This window comes from Phycicoccus sp., from assembly GCF_035325325.1.
Lineage (GTDB): Bacteria > Actinomycetota > Actinomycetes > Actinomycetales > Dermatophilaceae > Phycicoccus.
The window spans coordinates 136,632-143,363 of sequence record NZ_DAOLAC010000003.1 but is presented as its reverse complement, the minus strand read 5'-3'; the positions used below and the strand labels follow the sequence as shown (position 1 = coordinate 143,363).

Below are 6,732 nucleotides of genomic sequence, written 5' to 3'. Positions count from 1 at the left end.
CCAGCCCTGCTTGGCGACGACGGGCAGGCCGAGCGCCTCGACGAAGGCCCGCGCACGTGCGCCTCGGCGGCGTCGGCGGTGAGCGACGGCGCGTACCGGTAGTTGACCGTGACGGTGCAGCGGTCCGGGATGACGTTGCCTGCGATGCCCCCCTCGACCCGCACGGCGTTGAGCGCCTCGGCGAACTCGAGGCCGTCGACCTCCACCGTCGCGGGACGGTAGGCGACGAGCCGGGCCAGCACCTCAGCGGCGTCGTGGATGGCGTTGTGCCCCTTCCACGGCCGTGCCGAGTGTGCCGCGATGCCCTTCGTCGTCACCTCCGCGCGCAGGGTCCCCTTGCAGCCGCCCTCGACCTGCGCGTCGGTGGGCTCGAGGAGGACGGCGAAGTCGGCGTCGTCGATGAGGTGCGGCGCCTGCTCCTGGACGTGGAGCAGGCCGTTGTACTCGCTGTCGACCTCCTCGCCCTCGTAGAACACGTACGTGACGTCGCGCGACGGCTCCGCGAGCTCGTGGAGGACGCGGAGCATCACGGCGACCCCGCCCTTCATGTCCACCGTGCCCCGGCCCCAGAGCACCGCTCCCCCGGGCCCGTCGACGCGCCGGGTCGGCAGGTTCGCCGGGTCGCTCGTCAACGGCACGGTGTCGAGGTGACCGGCGAGCACGACCCGCTCGGCCCGGCCGAGCGCGGTGCGGGCGACCACGGTGTGGCCGATGCGGGTGACCTCGAGCCGGCCGGTGGCGCGCACCGCGGCCTCGACGGCATCGGCGAGCGCCGCCTCGTCGAGGCTGACCGACGGGACGTCGCAGACCGCCGCGGTGAGGGTCGTGACGTCGGCGGACAGGTCGAGGACGGGGGTGCTCGCAGCCATGCCGTCCACCCTAGTGAGCCCCGCCGGGCCCACCCGAGGGCGTCCGGGGTGCGCGGGCGCGGCACGTACCCTTGGGCCCATGACGCGCACCGCCTGGGGTCACGGCCTGCTGACCCGCACTCTCGACGGCACCGTCCTCGACGCCTGGTACCCCGCCCCGGCGCTCGGCGAGCCCGACGGCTCGTCCGCCCCCGAGGAGCTGGCCGCCCTCGTCGGCCCCGACGACGCGCGCCGGGTGACCCGCGAGCTCGCCACGGTCTCGGTCGACCTCGACGCCGCCCCGGCGGGCACCGAGGACGCCTACCTGCGCCTCCACCTGCTCTCGCACCGGCTGTGCGCCCCGAACACGATCTCCCTCGACGGCCTGTTCGGCGTGCTCCCCAACGTCGTGTGGACCACCCAGGGCCCGTGCGCCGTCGAGGGCTTCGAGCTGACCCGCGCCCGGATGCGGGCCCGCGGGCCGGTGCAGGTGCTCTCGGTCGACAAGTTCCCGCGGATGGTCGACTACGTCCTGCCCACCGGGGTCCGGATCGGGGACGCCGACCGGGTGCGCCTCGGCGCCCACCTCGCGACCGGCACGACGGTCATGCACGAGGGCTTCGTCAACTACAACGCCGGCACGCTCGGCACCTCGATGGTCGAGGGCCGGATCAGCCAGGGCGTCGTCGTCGGCGACGGCTCGGACATCGGCGGCGGCGCCTCGACGATGGGCACGCTCTCCGGCGGCGGCACGGAACGGGTGAGCATCGGGGAGCGTTGTCTGCTCGGAGCCGAGGCGGGGCTCGGGATCGCCCTCGGCGACGACTGCGTCGTCGAGGCCGGGCTCTACCTCACCGCCGGGACGAAGGTGACCCTGCCGGACGGCACGGTGGCCAAGGCCCGCGAGCTCTCGGGCCAGGGCAACCTGCTCTTCCTGCGCAACTCCGTCACCGGGGCGGTCGAGGCCCGTCCTCGCGACGGCCACGGCATCGTGCTCAACGCCGCCCTCCACGCCAACGACTGACCGCACCCGGCCCCCGGCCGGCTCCCACCCCCACCCCGGAGGACCACCCCGATGCCGCGTACCCGCAGGGGCGCCCTGACGCTCGCCGAGGAGCAGTCGCGCTCGCCCGGCCGTCGCCGGCTCGCCGCCCTCCTCGCGCTCGCCGTCCTCGTCGTCGTCGGGGTGGCCGGCTGGAACGGGGTGCAGCGGCTGGTCCACGCCGTCTCCGGGGAGACCTGTCGGGTCACCGTGGGCGGGCAGACGTGGGAGTGGGCGCCGGACCAGGCGAGCAACGCGGCGGCGATCACCGCGGTCGCCGTCAAGCGCGGGATGCCGCCGCGCGCCGCCTCCATCGCCATCGCGACCGCGATGCAGGAGTCGAAGGTGCGCAACGTGCGCTTCGGCGACCGCGACTCGCTCGGGCTCTTCCAGCAGCGCCCGTCGCAGGGGTGGGGCACCGCGGAGCAGATCCTCGACCCGGAGTACTCGACGAACACGTTCTACGACGCGCTCGAGAAGGTCCGCGGCTACGCCTCGATGGACATCGCCGCCGCCGCGCAGGCCGTGCAACGCTCGGCGGCGGGCTCGGCCTACGCCCAGCACGAGGCGCAGGCCCGGGCCACCGCCTCCGCGCTCTCCGGGCAGACCCCCCGCGCCCTCGGCTGCGCCCTCCACGACCCCAAGACCCCGGGCGACCCGCAGGCCCTGGCCGCGCTGCTCACCAAGGACTTCGGCGTCGAGGGGAGCGTCTCGGGCCGACAGCTCACCTACCGGGCGGGCTCGGAGCAGCAGGCCTGGGCGGTCGCCGCGTGGGCGGTCGCGCGGGCCACCGACACCGGTGCCGTCCGGGTCTCGGTGGCCGGCCGGCAGTGGAGCCGCTCGATGGAGGACTCGGCGCTCGGCTGGGTCTCCGGCGGCTCCGCCGGCCCCCGCGAGGTCGTCATCCGTCTCTGACGACGCGGGGGCGGCGGGGCGTCAGCGGTCGGTGACGGGCACGTAGTCGCGCTCGCCCTCGCCGATGTAGACCTGCCGCGGACGGCCGATCTTCAGCGCCGGGTCGGCGATCATCTCGCGCCACTGGGCGATCCAGCCGGGCAGCCGGCCGAGCGCGAAGAGCACCGTGAACATCCGGGTCGGGAAGCCCATCGACTTGTAGATGAGGCCGGTGTAGAAGTCGACGTTCGGGTAGAGCTTGCGCTCGACGAAGTAGTCGTCGGCGAGCGCGATCTCCTCGAGCCTCATCGCGATCTCGAGCAGCTCGTCGCCGCCACCGGTCTTCTCGAGGATGGTGTGCGCGGTGTCCTTGATGATCGCCGCGCGCGGGTCGTAGTTCTTGTAGACCCGGTGCCCGAAGCCCATGAGCCGGACGCCGTCCTCCTTGTTCTTGACCTTGGCCATGAACTCGTCGGTGGAGTACTCGGCGGACTGGATGCGCTCGAGCATCTCGAGGACGGCCTGGTTGGCGCCGCCGTGCAGCGGGCCGAAGAGGGCGTTGATGCCGGCCGAGACCGACGCGAAGAGGTTGGCGTGCGAGGAGCCGACGAGCCGCACGGTGGAGGTCGAGCAGTTCTGCTCGTGGTCGGCGTGGAGGATGAGGAGGAGCTCGACGGCCTTGACGATGTCGGGGTCGACCTCGTACTCGGTGGCCGGGACGCCGAAGGTCATCCGCAGGAAGTTCTCGACGAGGCTCAGGCTGTTGTCCGGGTACAGCAGCGGCTGGCCGATCGACTTCTTGTAGGCGTACGCCGCGATGGTCGGCAGCTTGGCGAGCAGGCGGATGGTCGAGATCTCGACCTGCTGCTCGTCGAACGGGTCGAGGCTGTCCTGGTAGAAGGTCGAGAGGGCCGAGACGGCCGAGGAGAGGACGGGCATCGGGTGCGCGTCGCGGGGGAAGCCCTGGAAGAAGCCCTTGAGGTCCTCGTGGAGCATGGTGTGCTCCCGGACCCGGCTCTCGAAGTCGGCGAGCTCGGTGGCCGACGGCAGGTTCCCGTAGATGAGCAGGTACGAGGTCTCGAGGAAGGTGGACTGCTGGGCGAGCTGCTCGATCGGGTACCCGCGGTAGCGCAGGATGCCCGCGTCGCCGTCGATGTAGGTGATGGCGCTGGCGCAGCTGGCGGTGTTCGTGAACCCGGCGTCGAGGGTGACGTTGCCGGTCTCCTTGAGCAGGGCCGAGATGTCGTACCCGCTGTTGCCCTCGGTCGCGGGCACGAGGGAGAGGTCGAGCTGCTTGCCCGCGGCGTGGAGGGTTGCTCCGTCGGTCATGGCAGGTCCTTGCGGTCGGTGGGGGCGTCGGACGTCCTTTCGACCCTACCCGTCGGTCACCGGGCGGTGAAACGCGGCCGGCGTGACTTTCGACGCTCCGGTCAGGCGAGGCGCCGGACGGCCGCCGCGACGCGCTCGTCGGTGGCGGTGAGCGCGATGCGCACGTGCGCGCGCCCGGCCGGGCCGTAGAAGTCGCCCGGGGCGACGAGGATGCCGCGGTCGGCGAGCCGGTCGACGGTGCGCCGGGCCGGCTCCCCCGCCGTGGCCCACAGGTACAGACCGGCCTCCGAGTGCTCGACCCGCAGCCCGAACGCCTCGACCGCGGGCCGCAGCGCGGCGCGCCGGGCGGCGTACCGGGCCTTCTGCTCCTCGACGTGGGCGGTGTCGCCGAGGGCGGCGAGCATTGCGCGCTGCACCGGCCACGGCACGATCATCCCGGCGTGCTTGCGCACCTCGAGGAGCTGCCCGACGAGGGCGGGGTCGCCCGCGACGAACGCCGCACGGTACCCCGCGAGGTTGGACTGCTTGGACAGGGAGTAGACGGCGAGCAGCCCCTCGGGCGATCCGCCGCACACCCGCGGGTCGAGCACCGACGGCGTCGCCGCCGGCACGGCGGAGCCCGGCTCGCGCGGGCGCCAGTCGAGCTCGGCGTAACACTCGTCGGAGGCCACGACGACCCCGTGCTCGCGCGCCCACGACACCACCTTCGCGAGGTGCTCGACGCCGAGGACCTGCCCGGTGGGGTTGCCGGGGGTGTTCAGCCACAACAGCTTCGGCGTGGTCGCCGCCGTGAGGGGCCCGAGCGCGGTGAGCGAGTCGACGGCCCTGGGCACGGCCCGGGCGAGCCGGGCGCCGACGTCGTAGGTCGGGTAGGCCACCCGCGGGAACCCGACGACGTCGCCCTCGCCGAGCCCGAGCAGGGTGGGCAGCCAGGCCACGAGCTCCTTGGAGCCGATGGTCGGCAGCACGCCGGCCGGGTCGAGGGCGGGGACCCCGCGCCGGGTGGCGAACCACGCCGCGACCGCCTCGCGCAGGTCCGGGGTGCCGTACGTCTGCGGGTAGCCCGGGGCGTCGGCGGCCTCGGCGAGCGCCCGGCGCACGACCTCGGGCGTCGGGTCGACCGGCGTGCCGACCGAGAGGTCGACGAGCCCGGACCCGGCCGGACCGAGCGACGGATCGGAAAAGGCGCTCGCCCGCTCCTTGGCCGGAGCGAGCGAGTCCCAGGGGAAGTCGGGGAGGGTCAGCACCCCGTCACTCGTCGTGCTCCTGCGGCGGCAGGTCGGCGATGATCGGGTGGTCCTTGGGGATGACGCCGAGCTTGGCGGCGCCGCCCGGGCTGCCGAGGTCGTCGAAGAACTCGACGTTGGCCTTGTAGTACTCGGCCCACTGCTCGGGCACGTCGTCCTCGTAGTAGATCGCCTCGACCGGGCAGACCGGCTCGCACGCACCGCAGTCGACGCACTCGTCGGGGTGGATGTAGAGGCTGCGCTCGCCCTCGTAGATGCAGTCGACGGGGCACTCCTCGATGCAGGCCTTGTCCTTCAGGTCCACACAGGGCTGCGCGATCACGTACGTCATGGCGCCCATACTATTCACGCCATGGAGACCCCGACCGGCGGCCCGCCGCCGCCCGGGACCGACGTCCCGCCGGTCGGGACGCGCCTCGTCGTGCGGCACCGCCTGCCGGTCCCCGACCCCCTCACCGGCGCCACCCTCACCGACGTCGTCGGCGACCTCGTGCACGTCGACGCCGACCACCTCCTCGTCCGCACCCGGCGCGGCGAGGTCGCCGTCCCCCGCGCCACCGTCACCGCGGTCAAGGAGATCCCCCCGTCGCCGTCCCGGCGGGGTGCGCCGCACCTCGCGCTCTCGGTCGAGGACCTCGAACGGGTCATGGTCGGGGCGTGGCCGGCGGTCGAGAGCGAGCACCTCGGCGACTGGCTGCTGCGGGCGGCCTCGGGCTTCACCCACCGCGCCAACTCGGTGATGACCGCGGGCGACCCCGGCACCCCCCTCGACGCCGCGGTCGGGGCGGTCGAGGAGTGGTACGGCGCCCGGGGCCTGCCCCCGATGCTCACCCTCGCCGGACCGGTCGGCGCACGGCTCGACGGCGACCCGCTCGGCGTCCTGCTGCTCGCCCGGGGTTACCGGCCGCGAGTGCCGACGACCGCCTTCACCGCGGCCGTCGACACCGTGCGCTCCGCGACCCCGGAGGTCGCCGACGGCGCCGCGGTCTCGCTCTCACCGGACCTGGACGACGACTGGTTCGCCGCGTACCGCAGCTACCGCGAGGCCCCGGAGGAGCCGGCCCGCGCCGTCCTCACCGGGTCGCCGGCCCAGGTGTTCGCCACCGCCCGCGACGCTGAGGGGGTTGTCGGCATCGGCCGGCTGGGCGTGGCCGCCACGTGGGGTGGGGTCGCGGCGATGTGGGTCGCCCCCCGGGCCCGGCGGCGCGGCATCGGGGCCGCGCTCCTGCGCCGGCTCGCCGACGACGCCGCGGCCCGGGGCATCCGGTCACTGCACCTCCAGACGGACACCGACAACCCCGCGGCGCAGGGCCTCTACCGCCGGGCCGGCTTCGTCGCGCACCACGACTACACGACGCTGCGCCGGGACTGA

The 6,732-nt window shown here is 74.0% G+C and carries 7 protein-coding genes; 3 read left to right on the top strand and 4 right to left on the bottom strand.

Annotated features, from left to right (window positions below):
* On the bottom strand, positions 1-869 hold an 869-nt coding region (dapE, locus tag PKA89_RS03615), incomplete at its 3' end, for a succinyl-diaminopimelate desuccinylase (RefSeq protein ID WP_324416703.1).
* A gap of 79 nt (positions 870-948) precedes the next feature.
* Here dapE and dapD point away from each other — a divergent pair.
* Both dapD and PKA89_RS03605 read left to right on the top strand, forming a co-directional pair.
* Positions 949-1,872, top strand: a complete 924-nt coding sequence (dapD, locus tag PKA89_RS03610) for a 2,3,4,5-tetrahydropyridine-2,6-dicarboxylate N-succinyltransferase (protein WP_324416701.1) — start codon at positions 949-951, stop codon at positions 1,870-1,872.
* Positions 1,873-1,923: 51 nt separating this feature from the next.
* Complete coding sequence (locus PKA89_RS03605; RefSeq protein ID WP_324416699.1) at positions 1,924-2,805, top strand: hypothetical protein; 882 nt, start codon at positions 1,924-1,926, stop codon at positions 2,803-2,805.
* A gap of 21 nt (positions 2,806-2,826) precedes the next feature.
* Here PKA89_RS03605 and PKA89_RS03600 read toward each other — a convergent pair whose 3' ends face one another.
* The 3 genes from PKA89_RS03600 to fdxA all read right to left on the bottom strand — a co-directional run bounded on the left by PKA89_RS03600 (position 2,827) and on the right by fdxA (position 5,691).
* Positions 2,827-4,113: a citrate synthase gene (locus tag PKA89_RS03600; RefSeq protein ID WP_324416697.1), complete on the bottom strand. Its 1,287-nt coding sequence runs from the start codon at positions 4,111-4,113 to the stop codon at positions 2,827-2,829.
* A gap of 101 nt (positions 4,114-4,214) precedes the next feature.
* Positions 4,215-5,360, bottom strand: a complete 1,146-nt coding sequence (dapC, locus tag PKA89_RS03595; RefSeq protein WP_324416695.1) for a succinyldiaminopimelate transaminase — start codon at positions 5,358-5,360, stop codon at positions 4,215-4,217.
* A gap of 4 nt (positions 5,361-5,364) precedes the next feature.
* Positions 5,365-5,691, bottom strand: coding sequence for a ferredoxin (gene fdxA / locus PKA89_RS03590; protein WP_324416693.1), 327 nt, complete (start codon positions 5,689-5,691; stop codon positions 5,365-5,367).
* Positions 5,692-5,712: 21 nt separating this feature from the next.
* On the opposite strand from fdxA, the gene PKA89_RS03585 reads away from it, so the two are divergent.
* Positions 5,713-6,732 carry a GNAT family N-acetyltransferase gene (locus tag PKA89_RS03585; RefSeq protein ID WP_324416691.1) on the top strand — a complete coding sequence of 340 codons (1,020 nt, stop codon included), beginning with the start codon at positions 5,713-5,715 and terminating at the stop codon, positions 6,730-6,732.

Bases quoted from the DNA above. Each gene is read 5' to 3' on its own strand.
- fdxA (WP_324416693.1), bottom strand. From the start codon at position 5,691: ATGACGTACGTGATCGCGCAGCCCTGTGTGGACCTGAAGGACAAGGCC.
- PKA89_RS03605 (WP_324416699.1), top strand. From the start codon at position 1,924: ATGCCGCGTACCCGCAGGGGCGCCCTGACGCTCGCCGAGGAGCAGTCG.
- PKA89_RS03600 (WP_324416697.1), bottom strand. From the start codon at position 4,113: ATGACCGACGGAGCAACCCTCCACGCCGCGGGCAAGCAGCTCGACCTC.
- dapD (WP_324416701.1), top strand. From the start codon at position 949: ATGACGCGCACCGCCTGGGGTCACGGCCTGCTGACCCGCACTCTCGAC.
- PKA89_RS03585 (WP_324416691.1), top strand. From the start codon at position 5,713: ATGGAGACCCCGACCGGCGGCCCGCCGCCGCCCGGGACCGACGTCCCG.